Genomic DNA, 16,623 nt, shown 5'->3' with positions numbered 1-16,623 from the left:
AGTGGTGGTTCTAGACGGCGGCCGCGACCCGCGGCGCTCGCCGCGAGCGGGAGGCGCCGGGCGTGGTCGCGCGGACGAGGGCGTCGCCGGTGAGCTGCACGGTCGCGACGGTGGCGACCAGGATCACGATGGTGGCGAGCATGACGGTGGTGTCGAAGCGCTGGTAGCCGTAGGTCACCGCGACGTAGCCGATGCCGCCGGCGCCGATCGTGCCGGCGATCGCCGAGTACTCGATCATCGCGATCGTGTTGATCGTCAGGCCGCCGATGATCTGCGGCACCGCCTCGCTCAGCTGGGCGGTCCGCACCACCTGCAGCCGCGACGCTCCGGAGGCGCGGGCGACGCGGGTGAGCGAGAGCGGCACGCTGCGCAGCGCGTTCTCGACGATCCGGGTGAAGAAGGCGATCCCCGCGATCGACATCGGCACGACGGCGGCCGCGATCCCGATGTTGGTGCCGGTGATCAGGCGCGTGAACGGCATGATCGACGCCATCAGGATGAGGAACGGCAGCGAGCGGCCGACGCTGATCACGGCGCTGAGCACCTGGTGCGCGGCCCGGTTCTCGGCCAGCCCGCCCGGAGCGAGGTTGTGCACGAGAGCGCCCAGCGGCACGCCGACCAGCACCACGATCGCCATGACGATGCCGACCATGATCAGCGTCTCGCCGAGCGCCGGCAGCACCAGCGCGGGGATCTGCTCGAGCGGGACCTTGTTGTCGAGGTGGAGGATCATGCCGCCACCTCCTCGGCGAGGACGCGCACGCCGGCGGGCCGGACCGACAGGCCGAGCTCGGCCGCCGCACGGGTGAGCCGCGCCTCGTCGACCGGGCCGAGCCCGATCGTCGCGTGGCCGACCGCCTGCCCGTCCACCGTCTCGATCGCCGCGCCGAGCAGCGAGACGGGGCCGACCGCCTCCGCGAGCCGGGTGACCCAGTCGGTCGGCACTCCGGAGCGGGAGTAGCCCACTACCCATTCGCCCAGACCCGGGCCGGGCGCGACGGAGGGGCGCACCGGGTTGAGGGCGAGGCCGAGCGGGGACGCGGGGTCGCGCAGCAGGTCGACGAGGCGCCCCGACTCCACGATGCGGCCGTGGTCGAGGCGGGCGACGGAGTCGGCCACCTGGCGCACCGTCTCCATCTCGTGGGTGATGAAGAGGATCGAGAGGCCCAGGTCGTCGCGCAGCTCCTTCAGGAGCGTGGTGATCGCGGTGGTCGAGGCGGGGTCGAGGCCCGAGGTCGCCTCGTCGGAGAGCAGCACCGAGGGGCGGAGGGCGAGCGCGCGGGCGATGCCGACGCGCTGGCGCTGACCGCCGGAGAGCTGGTGCGGGTAGTAGCGCGCGCGGTCCGAGAGGCCGACGCGCTCGAGCAGCTCCGCGACGCGCCGCTTCGTCTCGGCGGCGGTGACGCCGAGGTACTCCAGCGGCAGGGCCACGTTCTGCTCGGCCGTGCGGCGGCTGAAGAGTCCGTCGGACTGGAAGACGGTGCCGATGCGGCGGCGGGCGACGCGCAGCCGCTCCTCCGAGAGCTGCGAGAGCGCCTCCCCGTTGACGACGACCGTGCCCGAGGTGGGCCGCTCGAGGAGGTTCACGCAGGCGGCGAGCGTGCTCTTGCCCGCACCGCTCGGGCCGACGACGGCGAAGATCTCGCCGGTCGCGACCGAGAAGTCGAGGCGGTCGAGCACGGTCGCCGGACCGTACGACTTGCTGAGCTGCTCGAGCCGGATCATCGCGTTCCTTCGGACGGGTCGGGCGGCCGCGGCCTCTCCGCGTCGTCCCGGACACGATGATGGAGCACCGCGGGCCCGCCCGTCCCGGCCCGCGTCGCCCGGCGTAACCCTTCGTCGCCGGGCGTAACAGTGCGCGGGGCGGAGGGGGTCGCGGCCGCGAGACGCGACAGGACCGCCGCGGCCGGCAGCACGCGGGCTACCGTGACCGGATGCAGCCGAAGTGGGAGTCGACGACCATCGAGCGCGCCTTCGACGAGGGGTGGTCGGACGAGCCGATGGGGACGAAGGAGAAGTTCTGGCTCGTCGCCGACGGCGATCTGTGGCTCTTCAAGTTCGCCCGCCAGCGAGGAGACGAGACCCGCGGTGAGGACTGGGCGGAGTGGGTGTCGTTCCATCTCGCGCGGATGCTCGACGTCCCGTGCGCGGAGATCCGACCTGCGACGGTGGGCGGTCGGCGCGGAATCATGTCGAGGAACGTCATCGAGCGCGAGCAGATCCAGAGCCTCGAGATCGGGAACAGCCTGCTGCGCCACTCCGATCGCCACTACGACCACGCTCGGAGGCGGCCCGACGACCGCTACACCGTCGATGCGGTGAGACGTGCTCTCGACGGCGTCGACGCTCCTGCAGGCTTCGACGCCGTCGCCGGACTGAGCGGTTTCGACGTGTGGGCGGGCTACCTGCTGTTCGATGCCTGGGTAGCTGGACGGGATCGACACGACGAGAACTGGGCCGTCATCGCCGGACGCGGTCATCGGACCCTCTCGCCCTCGTTCGATCACGGCAATGCCCTCGGGTTCCAGGAGACCGAGGAGAAGCGCGCCGCCTGCCTCGCCGATGAGGCTCTCTTCGACCGGTGGGTGCGGAGAGGAAGGAGTCACCATTTCGCCGGAAGACCGCTGCTGGTCGACCTCGCAGCGGAGGCCCTCGCGGCGGCCTCTCCGGAGGCGCAGGCGTTCTGGCCTGCTCGGCTCCGAGCGGTCGATCCCTCTGCGGTCCGCGAGGTCCTCGCGGCGGTTCCTCCGACCCTGATGTCGGAGACGTGCGCTAGTTTCACGGAAGGACTGCTGGCAGCGACACGGAGGAGGATCCTCGATGACTCTCCTCGTTGATCGACCGGCGCCGCGTCCGACCCCTGGTGTCCGCGAGCTGCTGCTCGTCTGGCAGAACCCTCGTACTCGCCGGTTCCTCCGCGCGGCGGTGCTGTCCGTCGGGGTCGACGGCTTCCTCTTCCGGTACGAGCCGGCGGCTGTCGCCGACGAGGACTTCTTCCCGCTCGCGGAGTTCCCCCGTGTGGACGCGGAGTACCGGAGCTCGTCCCTTCCGCCGTTCTTCGCCAACAGGGTGATGTCGTCCGAGCGCGGCTCGTACGAGGAGTACCTGGGGTGGCTCGGTCTCGAGGCGGCGTCCCCCGACCTGCCCGTCGAGATCATGGTCCGGACCGGCGCGGCGCGAGCGACCGACACCTTCCATGTCGTGGAGAAGCCTCTCCGCACCGCGCAGACCCTCATCAGTCGTTTCTTCGTGTCGGGAGTCCGCCATCGGGCCGAGCTCCCGCTTCCGGTGCTGCCTCTCGAGCAGGGCGACGGGCTGGTCCTCGTGCCCGACGCCTCGAACCTCCGCAACCCGGAGGCCTACGAGGTGGCCTCGGTGTCCGGCGAGCGGATCGGATGGGTGCCGGACTGGCTGTGCGGTGAGGTCGCCGCGCTCATGGCGTCCGGATGGGAGGTCGAGGCGGTCGCCGAGAAGGTGAACCCCGAGGCCCCGTCCCACGTCCAGGTGCTCTGCCGGATCACCGCGACCCTGCGTCACTGAACCCGCTCCCGCTCAGCTCGCGGCGGCCGCCGCGCGGGGGCTCTCGGCGCTCGCCTCGCGGTCGAAGCGCTCGCGGCTGAAGACCTGGTCGGCTGTCGTCAGGGCGAGGCCGATCACGCCGGCCAGCTCGCCCAGGTCCGACGTGTGGATGGTCAGGTGCCGCGTGGCGAGCGGGTGGGTGCGCAGGTAGACGCGCTCGCGCAGGCCCGACATCAGCACCTCGCCGCAGTCGCCGAGCTGGCCCGAGATCACGATGGTCCGCGGGTTGAGGATGTTGACGAGGTCGGCGACCGCCTCGCCGAGGACGCGGCCGGCCTGGCGCACCGCCTGGGTGGCGCGCATGTCGCCGCGGAGCACGCGGGCCGTGACGTCGGCGACGTGCTTGATCGAGGGGTCGTCGGCCGAGAGGTCGCGGACGAGGGCCCAGCCGCTCGCATACGCCTCCACGCAGCCGGCGTTGCCGCAGCGGCAGGGCAGCGGATCCGCGTCGACCGTGCCCGTGACCGCGCGGGTGTGGCCGATGTCGCCGGCCGCGCCGACGGCTCCGCGGATCGTCGCTCCGTTGAAGACGAGGCCCGAGCCGATGCCGGTGCCGAGCTTCAGGCTGATCAGGTTGTCGGAGCCGTGGTGGCGCGACTCGGCGAGGGCGCGGGCGTTCGCGTCGTTCTCGATGACGACCTGCACGCCCTCGTACGGCTGGGCGAAGTAGCCGGCGATGTCGAAGTCGTCCCAGCCGGTCATGATCGGCGGATTGCGCACGCGCCCGGCGGCGAACTCGACCGGCCCCGGGACTCCGACGCCGATGCCGGCGACCGCGTCGCCCTGCTGCAGCCGCTCGAACGCGGCGAGCACCAGCGAGAGCACGGCGTCCGGTCCCTCCCAGACGTCGACGACGCCGCTCTCGTGCCGGAGGGGGGTGCCGCGCAGGTCGCAGGCGGCGGCGACGAATCCGCTCGCCCCGATGTCGGCGGTGAGGAACACCGTGCCGACGAGGTTCATCGCGAACATGCTCGAGGGGCGCCCGCCGGTCGACTCGCCGCCGGTGGTGGGGGCGATCAGGCCGAGCTCCACAAGGGTCGCGAGGCGCTGGTTGACGGTGGAGCGGGAGAGCCCCGTCTGCTCCATCACCGCGTTGCGCGAGACCTCGCCCTGCTCGCGGAACAGCGCGAGGACGTCGGCCACGTGCGAACCGGCCTCGCCGGTGGAGTACCCCGTCATCGCTCCCCCTCTTGTCACGGTCAGCGTACATGCCTGCCGACGGGAAACCTGAAGTTCCCCGACTTTCGTATTGCGGTAACGCGAAAGCCCCGGTAGTTTTCACACACCGGCACGCAGTGGTGCCACTGATCCTCAAGGATGACGATGAACCGCACAGCACGCCGCCTCCTCCCGGTTCTCGCACCGGTCGGCGCCCTCGCACTCCTCCTCACCGGCTGCGCCTCGGGTGGCGACACGGCCGCCGGCGGCTCCGGATCGACCAAGGTCGCCGCGGTCATCAAGGGCCTCGACAACCCCTTCTTCCAGGCGATGGAGAACGGCATCGAGGACACCGCGAAGGACGACTCCGTGGACGTCTCGGTGCAGGCCGCCGCCGACATCGGCGACACCACCGGCCAGGCCGACAAGCTCACCACGGTCGCCGGCCAGGACTTCGGCTGCCTGATCGTCAACCCGATCAGCGGCACGAACCTGGTGCAGGCCCTCGCCTCCGCCACCGGCAAGACGATCGTCAACATCGACAGCCCGCTCGACCCCGACGCGGTCGAGGCCGCGAACCTCGACGTGACCACCTACATCGGCACCGACAACGAGGCCGCGGGCGGCAAGGCCGGCGACTTCCTCCTGCAGCAGCTGCCCGCCGGCTCCGAGGTCGCCGTCATCGGCGGAGTCTCGGGAGACGTCACCAGCGCCGCCCGCGTCGACGGCTTCACCGCCGCGATCGGCTCCGACCTCACCGTCGTCCAGGAGGCCGCGGCCGACTGGAAGCGCGAGGTCGCGCTGACCAAGGCGACCGACATCCTCGCCGCGAACCCCGACGTGAAGGCGTTCTTCGCCGCGAACGACGACATGGGCCTCGGCATCGTCAAGGCCGTCGAGAACGCGGGCCTCACCGGCTCCGTCCAGGTGGTCAGCGTCGACGGCAACGAGGACGCGCTGCAGTCGGTGAAGAACGGCGGGCTCACCGCCACCGTCGCCCAGTACCCCTACGCGATCGGCCAGCTCGGCGTGCAGGCGTGCGAGGCCGTCGGCGCCGGCGAGGAGATCCCCGCCGAGATCGAGTCGCCCACCGCGCTCGTGACCTCCGAGACCGCGGAGCAGGCCCTCGGCGCCTTCCCCCAGCCGTTCGAGGAGTTCGACAACCCGCTCGCCGCGCTCGTCCCCAGCAAGTAGGACCTCCCGCCCATGGCAACCCAGGAAGCGACCATGACCTCAGTCACCGCCCGACCCCCGGCCAGCGCCTCCCCGCTGCTGGCGAACCTCCGTCAGCTCAGCTTCTGGGCCGAGAACGCCGCACCGATCGGGCTCGTCGCCCTGGTGATCGTGTTCTCGATCGCGACGCCGACGTTCCTCAGCCTCGGCAACATCAAGGCGATGCTCGTCGCCGCCGCGATCCTGGTCATCCTCTCGATCGGCCAGTCCTTCGTCATCACCACCGGCGGCATCGACCTCTCGATCTCGGCGACGATGACCGTCGGAGCGGTCGGCTTCGGCATCGGCTGGAGCGCCGGCTGGGGCTTCTGGCTCTCGGCGCTCGCGGCCCTGCTCTTCGCGGGGCTGATCGGAGTGATCAACGGCTTCCTGATCGCGAAGGGCAAGGTCACCGACTTCATCGCGACACTGGGCACGCTCTCGGTGGCGACCGGCCTCGCGCTGATCGTCTCCGACGGCAAGCCGATCACGGTCGGCAGCCCCGAGCTGCTCCGCCTCACCACCGGCTCGATCGGGATCATCGGCTACCCGATCATCCTGGCCGCGGTCATCGGAGTCGTCGCTTGGGTCGTCATGTTCCGAACCCGCTTCGGCCTGCACGTGCAGGCGGTCGGCGGCAACGAGGAGAGCGCGGTCGCCAACGGCATCAAGGCAGGACGCGTGCGCATCGCGGTGTACATCATCGCCGCCGTCCTCGCCGGAGTCGGATCGCTCCTCCTCGTCGCCCGCGTCGGCGCCGCGGAGCCGGCCATCAACACGCAGTACCTGCTCAACTCCATCGCGGCCGTCGTGCTCGGCGGAGTGAGCCTCACCGGCGGCAAGGCCAAGATCGTCGGCCCGATCATCGGAGCGTTCCTCCTGACCGCGCTGACCAACGGCCTGACCCTGCTCGGCGTCTCTCAGTTCTACCAGCCCCTCGCCGTCGGCCTGGTGGTCGTGCTCGCCGCCCTCATCACCCGCTACCAGAAGAAGTGAGCCCAGCCATGACCAGCGACATCCTGCTCGAAGCGCGGGACATCAAGAAGTCCTTCGGCGGCGTCCACGCTCTCAAGGGAGCGTCGATGTCGATGCGCCGCGGCGAGATCACCGCCCTGATCGGCGACAACGGCGCGGGCAAGTCCACCCTCGTCCGCTGCCTCTCCGGCGTGCACCCCGCCGACTCCGGCACCATCACCCTCGACGGCGACGTGGTGCACTTCACCACTCCGCTCGGCGCGCGGGACGGCGGCATCGAGACGGTGCACCAGACCCTCGCCCTGGTCGAGGACCTGACCGTGTGGCAGAACTTCTTCCTCGGCCGCGAGCTCACCAAGGGCGTGCCCGGGGTGCGGTTCCTCGACCGGACGCAGATGAAGAAGACGGCCCAGGAGCTGCTCGGCGACCTCGCCGTGAACGTCCCGCCGGTCACCAGCAAGGTCCGCCGCCTCTCGGGCGGCCAGCGCCAGGCGGTCGCGATCGCCCGGGCCGCGGGCTGGGGCAGCAAGATCGTGATCATGGACGAGCCGACCGCGGCGCTCGGCGTCCAGGAGACGGCGCGCGTCGAGAAGATCATCCTCAAGCTGCGCGACGCCGGAGTGGCCGTGCTGCTGATCAGCCACAACTTCGACCAGGTGATGCGCCTGAGCGACCAGGTGTGGGTGATGCGCGCGGGCCTCGCCGTCGCCGGCCGCCGCACCGCCGAGACCAGCGGCGACGAGCTCGTCTCGCTGATCACGGGCGCGAAGGCCGCCTGATGCACCCCGAGTTCCTGCACCGCGGGAGCACGGAGCGCTCGTCGCCGATCGGGGTCCACGCGGGCCTGCTCGTCGGCGACTGGACGCCGGAGTCGGGGCGCCGCGCGATCGGCGCCGCCGCCTCGATCGGCTTCGACCTGATCGAGATCCCGGCGCCCGACGACCCCGACGCCTCCGCGTGGACCGCCGACCTGCTCGACGAGCACGGGATCGACGCGGTCGTCTCGCTCGCGCTGGACGCCGACTCCGACATCACCGACCAGGCCACGGCCGGCCGCGGCGAAGAGCGGCTGCTGGCGGCCGTGCGGTTCGCCGAGGCGATCGGCGCGCGGTACGTCGGCGGAGTCACCTACTCGGCCATGCGCAAGTACGAGCACGCGGCCGACGCGGCTGCCCGCTCGCGCTCGCTCGACGTGCTGCGGAGGGTCGCCGCGGCCGCCGCTCCCGCCGACGTCGTCGTCGGCGCGGAGTACGTGAACCGCTACGAGAGCAATCTGCTGAACACGGCCGCCCAGACCGCCGCGTTCCTCCGCGACCTCGACGCGCCGAACGTGCTCCTGCACCTCGACACGTTCCACGCCCACCTCGAGGAGGTCGACCTCGCGAGCGCCGTCCGCGACGCCGGCGACCTGCTCGGCTACCTCCACGCCTCCGAGAACCACCGTGGAGAGCTGGGCACCGGGAGCACCGACTGGACCGGGCTCGCGGCGGCGCTCGCCGACTCCGGCTACCGCGGCCCGCTCACCCTCGAGAGCTTCTCGCCCGCCGTCCAGCCCCCGGCCTCGGCCGAGGGCATGGGCCTCTGGCGCGAGCTCTGGCACGACCCGGTCGCCCTCGCGACCTCCGGCCACGCGTTCCTCGCGGACCTGCTCGACACCGACCCCGCGGCCCGACGCCGCCCCTGAACCTCTCGAACCAAGGAGCACCACCATGACCACGAACCCTCTCGGAGTGCACGCCCTCGTCTTCGCCGGCGGCACCACCCCCGACGAAGTGACCGCGACGATCGAGCAGACCAAGGCGGCCGGATTCGACCTGCTGGAGCTCTCGCTGCACGACGTGCAGAACCTCGACACCGCCTCCGCCCGCGCCGCCCTCGAGGCGAACGACCTCGGCATCGTCTGCTCGCGCGGCCTCGCCTTCTCGGCCGACGTCTCCAGCGACGACCCGGAGGTGGTGGCCCGCGGCGCGAAGCTGCTCGCCGACTCCCTCGAGACCACCCACGCGCTCGGCGGCACCCACTTCACCGGCGCCCTCTACAGCGCGCTCGGGAAGTACAGCGCGCCCCTCTCGGCCGCGGGCCGCGCGAACGTCGTCTCGGTGCTGACCGACCTCGCCGCCGAGGCCTCGACGAAGGGCATGACCCTCGGCCTCGAGATCTGCAACCGCTACGAGACCAACGTCATCAACACCGCCGCGGACGCCCTGCGCCTCGCCGACGACATCGGCGCCGACAACGTCCTGATCCACCTGGACACGTACCACATGAACATCGAGGAGGACGACTTCTTCCGCCCGGTGCTGCTCGTCGGGGATCGTCTCGGGTATGTCCACATCGGCGAGAACCACCGCGGCTACCTCGGCAGCGGCCACCTCGACTTCACGACGTTCTTCCACGCCCTCGCCGCGATCGACTACCGCGGACCCATCACCTTCGAGTCGTTCTCGTCGGCCGTCGTCTCGCCGACCCTCTCGAACGACCTCGCCGTGTGGCGGAACCTCTGGAACGACGGCCCCGCGCTCGCCCGCCACGCCCACGGCTTCCTGGTGAACGCGCTGGAGAGCAGCCGTGGCGAGGCCTGAGACCGAGGTCGCGCCCGACGCGGTGCGGCCCGGCCTCGACGAGCTGGCCGGGCGCGCGCTCGCGCTGACCTCGCCGGGCCGCCGCGCGATCGTCGCGATCGCCGGCAGCCCCGGGGCCGGCAAGACCACGCTCGCCCGGGCCGTGGTCGCCCGCGCGAACGAGCTCGCGGGGGAGGGGACCGCCGCCTTCGTGCCGATGGACGGCTTCCACCTCGCCAACGCCACGCTCGACGAGCTCGGCCGCCACGATCGCAAGGGCGCCCTCGACACGTTCGACGGCTGGGGCTTCCTCGCCCTGGTGCGGAGGCTGCGCGCCGAGACCGACCACGTCGTCTACGCGCCCACCTTCGAGCGGACCGTCGACGAGGGAGTGGCCGGCGCGCTGGCCGTGCACCCCTCCGCGTCGCTCGTCGTGCTGGAGGGCAACTACCTCCTCGTCGACGAGGGCCCGTGGGCGCTGCTGCGCGCCGAGTTCGACGAGGCCTGGTTCTGCGCGACTCCCGAGACCGAGCGCTTCGAGCGCCTGGTCGACCGCCACGTCTCCTTCGGCCGCGCCCCCGAGGCGGCCTCCGCCTGGGCCTCCGAGGTCGACGGGCGGAACGCGCTGCTGATCGAGGCCACCCGCGACCGCGCCGACCTGATCGTGTCGGGAACGGCGGCGGGGGTGGTCTGACGCCCGATGTGGCGGAGGAGCGGTCCGCTTCGGGGCGCGACGTGGGCTCTCGGGCGTGTCCGGCCGGTCGGCCGGTCGGACGACGGAGGACCCGTCGCCCGGCGGATGCGGTCTCGACGGGTCGGGTGTCAGGCTCGAGGGATGGACGACTCGACACGGAACTCCTCGGAACAGCCCGCTCCCACCACCCCGCCGGCCGCTGCGCCCCCCGGAGCCGGGCAGCCGCCCCTCCCCGTCGCTCTCCTCCTCCTGCTGCGGCGGAGCGACGGGCGGCCCGCGGCTTCGTCGGGCGCTCTCGACACCGTCCTGGCCGCCTCCGTCCTCGCGGAGCTCTCCCTCCAGCGGCGCGTCGAGGTGGACGCCGGAGCCGTCGCCCTCGGGCCGGAGCGGTCGGCGCTCGGGGACGCCGTGCTCGACGGGGCACTCGGGTGGATCGCAGCGGAGCGAGCACCGCGCAGCGTCTCCTGGTGGATCGCCCGCCTCACGCGGAGGGAGCTGCATGCCGCCCTCCTCGAGCGGGTCGCCGCCGTGGAGCCGGCGGAGGACGAGCGGCTGCGGATCCGGGTCGCCGAGGTCCTCGCGGCTCGGACGGCGCCCCTTCCGTCGGACGCGGCGCTCATCGGCCTGCTCGACGCGGCCGGAGCGCTCTCGCCGAGGCCCGGCATCCCGGACCGGCAGGCGATCCGGTCGCTCGCGGCGCAGCACTGGGCAGGGCCGGCGGCCGCCGCCGTCCTCGCGGGAACCGCCGCGAGCGTCACGGGAGCCGCGGTGATCGCGGCGACGACGACGGTCACGATCACCGGCATGTGATCCGACGCGTGCGGCTCGCTGAAGCCGCGCGCCCCTACTCCGCCGGGTAGTCGGGCGCGACGAAGACGCAGAACGGGTGGCCCGCCGGATCGGCGAGGACGTGGAGCGCCTCCTCCGGGTCGTCGCTCCTGTCCTCGATCAGCTCGGCGCCGAGGGCGAGCGCCCGAGTCTTCTGCCGGTCGAGCTCGTCGGCGTCCGCGACCATGAAGTCGAGGTGCAGCTGCTGCGGGACGGGCCCCTCCGGCCAGGTCGCGCGCGGCAGGGCGGCCACCCGCTGGAACGTGAGCTTCGCGCCGTCGGCGGTGACGATCGCGACCCACTCCGCCTCGTCGTCCGAGCCGTCCGCGGGCGGCTCGTCGCCGGGGCGGTACTCGCCGCCGAGCAGGGCGAGGTAGAAGGCGGAGAGGGCGCGGGCGTCCTCCGTGTCGAGGACGACCTGGCGCAGGCGCATGCGGGCAGGGTACCGCCGGACGGCACCGGAGAGGGATGACGTGCTGTGCGGGACGGCTGCGGCGGGCCGGGCGTCGTGGGTCGCGGCCCGACGTCGGCTGAGAAGGGGGGTCCCTGCCCCGACACGGCAGGCCGCGTCTCAGCGGAGGTTGTCCAGCTCTCTCGCTCCCGACCGCGCCGCCCTGCCACTCCGCGCCCGCTTCCTCAACCCCTCCCGGCTCCCGGCCTCGCGCCAGGGCCCGGCGCGTACTGTGGCCGCTGACTCACGACGGCTACGAGGGAGACACCATGACGGAGCAGATCGGAATCCCCGAGGCCGCGGCGCTGGGGAGCGAGCAGCGCAGCATCGCGATCCTCGGAGCGGGCGGCGACCTCACCGAGCGGCTGCTGCTGCCGGGCCTGGGCCGGGTGGCCGAGCTCGCGCGCGACCTCGAGCTCACGCTGATCGGGGCGGCGCGCACCCCGCAGACCGACGAGGAGTGGCAGGGCCTCGTCCGCCGCAGCCTCGAGGCGGCCGGAGTCGCCGCGCACACGGTCGAGGCGCTCGCGTCGCGCGCGCGCTTCGTCGCCACCGACGCCTCCGACCCGGAGCAGCTGAAGGCCCTCCTCGACGCCTGCCCGTCGACCCCGGTGCTCTACGTCGCCCTGCCGCCGGCGATGGGGCACAAGGTCGCCGCCTCGCTCGCCGAGCTCGACCTGCCCGAGGAGCTGGTCGTCGCCATCGAGAAGCCGTTCGGCGAGGACCTCGACGACGCGATCGCCCTCAACGCGGCGTTCGCGAAGGTCCTCCCCGAGAGCCGCCTCTGGCGCATCGACCACTTCCTCGGCAACGCGACCGTGCTGGGGATGCTGGGCCTGCGGTTCGGCAACAGCATGCTCGAGGCGAGCTGGAGCGCCGAGTGGATCGAGAAGGTCGAGATCGTCTACGACGAGACGCTCGGCATCGAGGGCCGCGCGGCCTTCTACGAGAAGACCGGCGCGCTGCGCGACATGCTGCAGAGCCACCTCCTGATGGTGCTCGCGCTGACCACGATGGAGCGCCCCGACGAGGTCGCGCCCGACGAGGTCCACGCGCGCATGGCCGAGGTGCTCGGCGCCGTGCGGCTCTGGCGCGACGACCCCTCCTCCGCCCGCCGCGCCCGCTACACCGAGGGCCGCGTCGACGGCCGCTTCTTCCCCTCCTACGTCGACGAGCCCGACGTCGACCCCGAGACCGGCACCGAGACGCTCGCGCAGCTGCTGCTCCAGGTCGACACTCCGCGCTGGGCGGGCGTCCCCTTCGTCCTCCGCTCCGGCAAGGCGATCGGCGACCCGCGCCGCGAGGTGGCGATCCACTTCCGCGCCGCCACGCCCCCGCGCGGCCTGCAGGCGGCCGAGGGCGACGCCGGGTCGGTCCTCCGGATCGGTCTCAAGGGCGGCGACGTCAGCCTCGACCTGGTCGTGAACAGCGCCGACGAGCTGACCGATCTCGAGCGCACCACCCTGACGGCGCAGCCCGGCGCGGCCACGCTCGACCCCTACGCGCAGGTCCTCGCCGGGATCCTGCAGGGCGACACCCTGCTCTCGGTCCCGGGCGACGTGGCCGAGCAGTGCTGGCGCATCATCACTCCGGTGCTCTCCGCCTGGGCCGCGGGCGACGCTCCACTGGACGAGTACGAGGCGGGGAGCGCGGGGCCCGAGGGCTGGTGAGCTCGCGGTGAGGCGCGCGGGCTGAGGCGTCGGCGCGTGGCGTGCTGCGGGGTCGGGTCCGCCGACGCCGGTCGCGTCGCCTCCCGCCCGGCTCCGCTGCTAGCCGTCCCGCTGGTCGACCCGTCCCGCCGGTCGACCCTCCTGCTGGTCGACCTCGCCGCCCGTTGACCCTCCCGCCTGTTGACCCTCCCGCCGGGGGAGACGGGATGCTGGAGGCATGTTGGGCATCGGGGAGTACGCAGGCATCACGGGTCTGAGCGTGAAGGCGCTCCGGCACTACGACGAGAAGGGCGTGCTGGTCCCGGCGGAGGTCGACGAGCGGTCGTCGTACCGCCGGTACGCCGACGCCCAGGTCCGGGCCGGAGTCGTGATCAGCGCCCTCCGGAGCGCGGGGGTGCCGCTGCCCGAGGTCGCGGCGGCGACTCGAGCTGGCACCGCGGCGGAGGCGCTGCAGGCGCACAGGGAGCGCGTGCTCGCGGAGCGGGAGCAGGAAGACCGGGCGTTCGACGCCGCCGAGGTGACGCTGCGGGCGCTCGCCGTGCCGGTCGAGGTCGCCGAGCGGACGATGCCGGCGCAGCCGTACGTCGGCCAGGTCCTCACGATCGCGCTGGACGAGGTCGACGGTCCGGGCGACGACGAGGCGAACGAGATCTTCGGCGCGCTCGCCACTCGAGTGCACACGGCAGGGCTCGAGCCGACGGGACGTTTCTGGACGGCGCTCCGGGCGGGCGAGCCGGGTTCGGCGGAGCTCGTCTGCTGCTGGCCGACGTCGGTGGAGGCGGAGGGCGACCTCGCCGATCTCGCCGCGATCCTCCCCACGCGCACCGAGCTGGTCGCCACCTGGCGCCCCCGCGACAGGGAGGAACTGCCCGAGGGGACCCTGCATCCGGCGATCGTCGCGCTCTTCGACGCCGCCGGAGACCGCGGCCTGCGGCTCGACGGGGTCGAGGTGCGGCAGACGGTGCTGGGGGAGGGGCCGGAGGACGTGGCGGTCGAGGTGTCGCTGACCGTCGCGGGGTGAGGGAGGCCGGAGCGTGCCTCAGGTGGGCCGGGTGCCAGCGCTCGAGGACCGGCTCGGCAGGACCGGCTCCTCAGGACCGAGCGGAGGCGGGTGTGGCGCCGTCCGGCCGATCCCGCGCCACTTCGTGCCGCGGTCCGGGCCGTCTCCGTAGGCTCCGACGCATGACGAGCGGTGTCGAGGCCGGAGTCCATCGCGGTGACGAGCGGACGGTCCTCCACCGCCCGTGGTTCGCGGTCGCGGCCTCCCTGGTCTTCGCCTTCGGCTGGCTGGTGATCCCCGGCGTCGGCTGGCTGATCGGCGCCGTCGCCGTTCTCTGCAGTTCGGCGTGGACGCGGTCCGAGAAGGGATCGGCGCTGGCGATCCCGCTGGTCGCGGCCGCTCTGGTCGGCAGCGGGGTCGGGCTCTTCTACGGTCTGCACGGCGCGCCGAGCTCCAGCCTGACGACGTGGACGGCGGTGGGGGCCGGGATGCTGGCGGGAGGCGCGGCGACTGCGCTTCTGGGGGTCCGACTGTGCGCTCGGGCACTCCGCCGGCCGGAGGAGTCCGCTGGGGGCTCGCTCTCGGCAGCCGCCCCGGCCTCGGGCGCGCACGACGTCGGCTGAGAGGAGGGGCGTGGGCTCCTGAGGGAGGCCGCCCTGTCTCAGCGGGGGTTGTGCGGCCGCTCGCCGGCCCCGCTCGCGTCGTAGCGGAGCCGCACCAGCTCCGAGCCCGGCAGAACCGTCGCGTCGAGGAGGCGCAGCCCGTGCTGCGGCGCCCCGGAGTAGAGCGGCGTCCCGCCGCCCGCGAGGCCTGCGCCGACGAGGATGATCAGCTCGTCCACCAGACCCTCCTCGAGGAGCGGATTCCAGGTGGTGCCGCTGCCGAACATCAGCAGGTCGCCCCCGTCTCCCTGCTTGAGCAGCTCGATCTCGGCCGGACCCTGCTCCCGCGGCACGATCCGGGTGGTGGCGGCCCACGGCGCCTCCGGATCGGGAGCCAGGGAGTCGCTGATCACCAGCGCGTCGAGCGACGTGACCAGCCGCGCGGTCTCGTGCTCCCGCTCGCCCGCCGTCCCATCCGCGGCGACGGCGCTCCAGCTGTCCCAGTTGTCGCGGAACCAGCCGCCGCCGTAAACGAGCGTGCCCGCGCGGCGCAGCAGCTCGAGGTTGTGGTCGTTGAACGCGTCCTCGAACGGCAGCGCCGAGAGGTCGTGCCCGGGCCCCTCGAAGCGGCCGTCGAGCGAGGTGAGGACGGAGACGACGAGCCTGCTCATGCGGGGGATGCTACTCAGGCGGGGGTGCCGGGTGAAGGGGTGCGCACCCCTCCTCACATCGCCGCCCCCAGCGCGTCCCGCAGCGTCGCCCGCGCCCGCGCGTGCCGGCTCCGCACGGTCGCGGCGCGGAGGGACAGGATCTCGGCCGCCTCGGCGAGGGAGAAGCCGTCCCAGTAGACGAGGGTGATGATCTCCTGGTCGACGGGCTTCAGCTGCGCGATCGCGGCGCGGACGTCCTCCGCGGCGTCGTCGGCGGGTGCGGGTGGGGTGATGCGGAGCTCCTCCGCCAGCCGCTCGACGAGCGCGCTCCTCCGGGTCGCGGTGCGGCGCTGGCCCGAGAGCACCCGCCGGGCGACGCCGAACGCCCACATCCGCGCGCGCGTCTCGTCCTCAGGGATCGACCGCTCCTTCCGCCAGAGGATCAGGAGGGTGTCGCTGAGGAGGTCCGCGGCGTCCTCGGGGCTCGCCGTCCGCCGTGCGAAGTAGCGGAGCAGGTCCGGCGCCTCCCGCTCGACCAGGGCCGTGATCTCGGCCTCGCGGTCGCGCGCGGGGGAGCGGACGACGCTGCGGGCCAGGGACGGTGCCGCCTCGCCGGCGCTCATCACAGCTCTCCCGTGCAGTCGGTGCTGCCGCCCAGGCCGCCGTCGCCCTCGACGATCACGCCCTCGGGGATCGTGTCGAGGATGTGGTCGTCCGCCGCGGTGATCCAGGCGCGCCAGCGGATCGTCTCCTCCGAGAGGCCGGGGCCGTCGCTGTTCATGTCCGAGGCCAGCCAGGCGGGGTCGGTCGTGTAGGCGAGCGCGTCGTCGTGGATCCGCTGGCCGATGCCGTTCCAGTCCTGCGCGCGCAGGTAGTCGGTCGCGGAGGTGGTGACCTCGCGGTAGTCGATCTCGCCGTTGAAGTAGTCGATCGAGCACGACACCGCTGCGCCGGAGTCGGTGGTGTAGCTGATCGGGATCGTGAAGTCGGGGACCGAGCGGACGTCGGTGCCGGCGCTGGTCGCCAGCACGAGACCCGGGACGAGGAGGACGGGAGCCGCCAGCCACCACGCCCTCGACCGCGCGGGACGGCGGGGCGCGCGTTCGCGGGTCTCGGCGATCACGCTGTGCAGGGCGGTGCGGACACCGGGCGCCCGGTCGTCGGTCGCGGGGTCGCTGCGGGAGAGCAGGTCGTCGAGTGTGCGTCGCGTCATCGGGTCCATCCTTCGTCGGTCGGGCGTCTA

The 16,623-nt window shown here is 72.9% G+C and carries 19 protein-coding genes; 12 read left to right on the top strand and 7 right to left on the bottom strand.

All coding sequences use genetic code 11. The features are described 5' to 3' along the window. Positions 1 to 10 precede the first annotated feature (10 nt). Positions 11 to 733: a methionine ABC transporter permease gene (locus tag C5D09_RS05550; RefSeq protein WP_104222708.1), complete on the bottom strand. Its 723-nt coding sequence runs from the start codon at positions 731 to 733 to the stop codon at positions 11 to 13. After that, positions 730 to 1,725 (bottom strand): methionine ABC transporter ATP-binding protein, encoded by a 996-nt coding sequence (locus C5D09_RS05545; RefSeq protein ID WP_104222709.1) that lies wholly within the window; start codon positions 1,723 to 1,725, stop codon positions 730 to 732. The genes C5D09_RS05550 and C5D09_RS05545 overlap by 4 nt, the downstream gene beginning before the upstream one ends. A gap of 209 nt (positions 1,726 to 1,934) precedes the next feature. On the opposite strand from C5D09_RS05545, the gene C5D09_RS05540 reads away from it, so the two are divergent. Further along, positions 1,935 to 2,837: a hypothetical protein gene (locus tag C5D09_RS05540; protein WP_104268800.1), complete on the top strand. Its 903-nt coding sequence runs from the start codon at positions 1,935 to 1,937 to the stop codon at positions 2,835 to 2,837. Continuing rightward, positions 2,821 to 3,540 (top strand): HIRAN domain-containing protein, encoded by a 720-nt coding sequence (locus C5D09_RS05535; RefSeq protein WP_146079261.1) that lies wholly within the window; start codon positions 2,821 to 2,823, stop codon positions 3,538 to 3,540. The genes C5D09_RS05540 and C5D09_RS05535 overlap by 17 nt, the downstream gene beginning before the upstream one ends. A gap of 12 nt (positions 3,541 to 3,552) precedes the next feature. Here the strand turns inward: C5D09_RS05535 and C5D09_RS05530 are convergent, their stop codons facing one another. Beyond that, a complete protein-coding gene (locus tag C5D09_RS05530) occupies positions 3,553 to 4,758 on the bottom strand; it encodes an ROK family transcriptional regulator (RefSeq protein ID WP_104222712.1) in 1,206 nt (401 codons plus the stop codon). A 144-nt stretch (positions 4,759 to 4,902) separates the two neighbouring features. On the opposite strand from C5D09_RS05530, the gene C5D09_RS05525 reads away from it, so the two are divergent. The 7 genes from C5D09_RS05525 to C5D09_RS05495 all read left to right on the top strand — a co-directional run bounded on the left by C5D09_RS05525 (position 4,903) and on the right by C5D09_RS05495 (position 10,989). After that, positions 4,903 to 5,931 (top strand): substrate-binding domain-containing protein, encoded by a 1,029-nt coding sequence (locus C5D09_RS05525; protein ID WP_104268799.1) that lies wholly within the window; start codon positions 4,903 to 4,905, stop codon positions 5,929 to 5,931. Between the two features lie 33 nt (positions 5,932 to 5,964). Further along, positions 5,965 to 6,945, top strand: a complete 981-nt coding sequence (locus C5D09_RS05520; RefSeq protein ID WP_104222714.1) for an ABC transporter permease — start codon at positions 5,965 to 5,967, stop codon at positions 6,943 to 6,945. Positions 6,946 to 6,953: 8 nt separating this feature from the next. Next, positions 6,954 to 7,703 (top strand): ATP-binding cassette domain-containing protein, encoded by a 750-nt coding sequence (locus tag C5D09_RS05515; protein ID WP_104222715.1) that lies wholly within the window; start codon positions 6,954 to 6,956, stop codon positions 7,701 to 7,703. Continuing rightward, positions 7,703 to 8,608: a sugar phosphate isomerase/epimerase gene (locus C5D09_RS05510; RefSeq protein ID WP_104268798.1), complete on the top strand. Its 906-nt coding sequence runs from the start codon at positions 7,703 to 7,705 to the stop codon at positions 8,606 to 8,608. The genes C5D09_RS05515 and C5D09_RS05510 overlap by 1 nt, the downstream gene beginning before the upstream one ends. Positions 8,609 to 8,633: 25 nt before the next feature. Continuing rightward, complete coding sequence (locus tag C5D09_RS05505; protein ID WP_104225811.1) at positions 8,634 to 9,506, top strand: sugar phosphate isomerase/epimerase; 873 nt, start codon at positions 8,634 to 8,636, stop codon at positions 9,504 to 9,506. Further along, on the top strand, positions 9,493 to 10,179 hold the full coding sequence (locus C5D09_RS05500; protein ID WP_208543338.1) for a nucleoside/nucleotide kinase family protein: 687 nt from the start codon (positions 9,493 to 9,495) through the stop codon (positions 10,177 to 10,179). Before C5D09_RS05505 ends, C5D09_RS05500 begins: the two co-directional genes overlap by 14 nt. A gap of 141 nt (positions 10,180 to 10,320) precedes the next feature. Continuing rightward, the gene (locus C5D09_RS05495; RefSeq protein ID WP_181067893.1) at positions 10,321 to 10,989 is read left to right on the top strand and encodes a GPP34 family phosphoprotein; all 669 of its coding nucleotides are present in this window, start codon (positions 10,321 to 10,323) and stop codon (positions 10,987 to 10,989) included. Positions 10,990 to 11,023: 34 nt separating this feature from the next. Here C5D09_RS05495 and C5D09_RS05490 read toward each other — a convergent pair whose 3' ends face one another. Further along, positions 11,024 to 11,440 (bottom strand): VOC family protein, encoded by a 417-nt coding sequence (locus C5D09_RS05490; RefSeq protein WP_104262559.1) that lies wholly within the window; start codon positions 11,438 to 11,440, stop codon positions 11,024 to 11,026. 287 nt (positions 11,441 to 11,727) lie between these two features. On the opposite strand from C5D09_RS05490, the gene C5D09_RS05485 reads away from it, so the two are divergent. The 3 genes from C5D09_RS05485 (at position 11,728) to C5D09_RS05475 (ending at position 14,751) form a co-directional block, all read left to right on the top strand. Further along, positions 11,728 to 13,128 (top strand): glucose-6-phosphate dehydrogenase, encoded by a 1,401-nt coding sequence (locus C5D09_RS05485; protein ID WP_104268796.1) that lies wholly within the window; start codon positions 11,728 to 11,730, stop codon positions 13,126 to 13,128. A 217-nt stretch (positions 13,129 to 13,345) separates the two neighbouring features. Further along, a complete protein-coding gene (locus C5D09_RS05480) occupies positions 13,346 to 14,149 on the top strand; it encodes a MerR family transcriptional regulator (protein ID WP_104268795.1) in 804 nt (267 codons plus the stop codon). A 161-nt stretch (positions 14,150 to 14,310) separates the two neighbouring features. Further along, positions 14,311 to 14,751 (top strand): hypothetical protein, encoded by a 441-nt coding sequence (locus C5D09_RS05475; protein ID WP_104268794.1) that lies wholly within the window; start codon positions 14,311 to 14,313, stop codon positions 14,749 to 14,751. A gap of 38 nt (positions 14,752 to 14,789) precedes the next feature. Here the strand turns inward: C5D09_RS05475 and C5D09_RS05470 are convergent, their stop codons facing one another. From C5D09_RS05470 to C5D09_RS05460, 3 genes are read right to left on the bottom strand one after another with little or no spacing between them, the layout of a single operon-like run. Continuing rightward, positions 14,790 to 15,401 carry a dihydrofolate reductase family protein gene (locus tag C5D09_RS05470; protein ID WP_104268793.1) on the bottom strand — a complete coding sequence of 204 codons (612 nt, stop codon included), beginning with the start codon at positions 15,399 to 15,401 and terminating at the stop codon, positions 14,790 to 14,792. 53 nt (positions 15,402 to 15,454) lie between these two features. Then, on the bottom strand, positions 15,455 to 16,003 hold the full coding sequence (locus tag C5D09_RS05465) for an RNA polymerase sigma factor (protein ID WP_104225818.1): 549 nt from the start codon (positions 16,001 to 16,003) through the stop codon (positions 15,455 to 15,457). After that, complete coding sequence (locus C5D09_RS05460) at positions 16,003 to 16,593, bottom strand: hypothetical protein (protein ID WP_104262552.1); 591 nt, start codon at positions 16,591 to 16,593, stop codon at positions 16,003 to 16,005. The genes C5D09_RS05465 and C5D09_RS05460 overlap by 1 nt, the downstream gene beginning before the upstream one ends. Positions 16,594 to 16,623: the final 30 nt, after the last annotated feature.

The organism is Rathayibacter sp. AY1C9, from assembly GCF_002932315.1.
GTDB lineage: Bacteria > Actinomycetota > Actinomycetes > Actinomycetales > Microbacteriaceae > Rathayibacter.
Note: the sequence above shows the minus strand (reverse complement) of the source record. Positions and strands in the feature narration are given on the sequence as shown.

Coding starts and splice junctions, on each gene's coding strand:
- C5D09_RS05550 (WP_104222708.1), bottom strand. CDS start 733: ATGATCCTCCACCTCGACAACAAGGTCCCGCTCGAGCAGATCCCCGCG.
- C5D09_RS05545 (WP_104222709.1), bottom strand. CDS start 1,725: ATGATCCGGCTCGAGCAGCTCAGCAAGTCGTACGGTCCGGCGACCGTG.
- C5D09_RS05540 (WP_104268800.1), top strand. CDS start 1,935: ATGCAGCCGAAGTGGGAGTCGACGACCATCGAGCGCGCCTTCGACGAG.
- C5D09_RS05535 (WP_146079261.1), top strand. CDS start 2,821: ATGACTCTCCTCGTTGATCGACCGGCGCCGCGTCCGACCCCTGGTGTC.
- C5D09_RS05530 (WP_104222712.1), bottom strand. CDS start 4,758: ATGACGGGGTACTCCACCGGCGAGGCCGGTTCGCACGTGGCCGACGTC.
- C5D09_RS05525 (WP_104268799.1), top strand. CDS start 4,903: ATGAACCGCACAGCACGCCGCCTCCTCCCGGTTCTCGCACCGGTCGGC.
- C5D09_RS05520 (WP_104222714.1), top strand. CDS start 5,965: ATGACCTCAGTCACCGCCCGACCCCCGGCCAGCGCCTCCCCGCTGCTG.
- C5D09_RS05515 (WP_104222715.1), top strand. CDS start 6,954: ATGACCAGCGACATCCTGCTCGAAGCGCGGGACATCAAGAAGTCCTTC.
- C5D09_RS05510 (WP_104268798.1), top strand. CDS start 7,703: ATGCACCCCGAGTTCCTGCACCGCGGGAGCACGGAGCGCTCGTCGCCG.
- C5D09_RS05505 (WP_104225811.1), top strand. CDS start 8,634: ATGACCACGAACCCTCTCGGAGTGCACGCCCTCGTCTTCGCCGGCGGC.
- C5D09_RS05495 (WP_181067893.1), top strand. CDS start 10,321: ATGGACGACTCGACACGGAACTCCTCGGAACAGCCCGCTCCCACCACC.
- C5D09_RS05490 (WP_104262559.1), bottom strand. CDS start 11,440: ATGCGCCTGCGCCAGGTCGTCCTCGACACGGAGGACGCCCGCGCCCTC.
- C5D09_RS05485 (WP_104268796.1), top strand. CDS start 11,728: ATGACGGAGCAGATCGGAATCCCCGAGGCCGCGGCGCTGGGGAGCGAG.
- C5D09_RS05480 (WP_104268795.1), top strand. CDS start 13,346: ATGTTGGGCATCGGGGAGTACGCAGGCATCACGGGTCTGAGCGTGAAG.
- C5D09_RS05475 (WP_104268794.1), top strand. CDS start 14,311: ATGACGAGCGGTGTCGAGGCCGGAGTCCATCGCGGTGACGAGCGGACG.
- C5D09_RS05470 (WP_104268793.1), bottom strand. CDS start 15,401: ATGAGCAGGCTCGTCGTCTCCGTCCTCACCTCGCTCGACGGCCGCTTC.
- C5D09_RS05465 (WP_104225818.1), bottom strand. CDS start 16,003: ATGAGCGCCGGCGAGGCGGCACCGTCCCTGGCCCGCAGCGTCGTCCGC.
- C5D09_RS05460 (WP_104262552.1), bottom strand. CDS start 16,593: ATGACGCGACGCACACTCGACGACCTGCTCTCCCGCAGCGACCCCGCG.